The 761-nt window shown below is 60.3% G+C and carries 1 protein-coding gene; it reads left to right on the forward strand.

Features of this window, described 5'->3' with window-relative positions:
- Nucleotides 1–761 (forward strand): bacillithiol biosynthesis protein BshC (gene bshC, locus BG52_RS06305; protein WP_144340750.1); only part of this gene is annotated, 761 nt, incomplete at both ends.

Genomic DNA, 761 nt, shown 5'->3' on the forward strand with positions numbered 1-761 from the left:
CCACTCGACCCGCGCGGACAGCAGGCAGGTGGCGGAAGTGTTGGCTGCCTTCAACCGTAAAGCGGGCGCCTCCGCCAGGACGGAAGCGAATGTGGAAGCGCTCGGTGCGGGCGCTCCTGTGGTGGTTGGCGGACAGCAAGCAGGACTGTTGACCGGGCCGCTTATGGTGATCCATAAGGCGGTATCCGTTATAAATGCGGCTAATTGGGCGGAGAAGGAGCTTGGCCAGAAGGTCGTGCCGATATTCTGGATCGCCGGTGAAGACCATGACTGGGATGAGGCGAATCATGCCAGTGTCGTGACGACCGGCAGCGGCCTGAGGAAGCTTGCCGTCGATCGCGAAGGCAAGCCCAGGACATCGGTAAGCCGCACTACGCTTGATCAGGCCGTATGGAACACGGTGCTGGGCGAGCTGGCGGACAGCCTGCCTGACACGGCATTCAAGCCGGAACTGCTCGAAGCTCTTAAGCTTGCCGCAGCTTCATCCGCTACATTAACAGACATGTTCGCGCGCATTATGGCTTCCTTGTTCGCGAATGAAGGGCTAGTTATGATGGATGCGGACGATCCGGCATTGCGCCGGCTGGAAGCGCCAATGTTCATTCGCATGCTGGAGAATGGGAGAGAACTCGAACGGGCTTATGCCGCTAGTTCGTCCCGATTGACCGGGCTCGGTTATGCGCTGCAGGTTGAACCGCAGCCGGGTTGCGCCAATCTGTTCGTTTACCGCGATCCGGCGGTCGACCCTAATGCGGGGCGGC

The organism is Paenibacillus darwinianus, assembly GCF_000598065.1.
GTDB classification, from domain to species: Bacteria; Bacillota; Bacilli; order Paenibacillales; family Paenibacillaceae; genus Paenibacillus_I; species Paenibacillus_I darwinianus.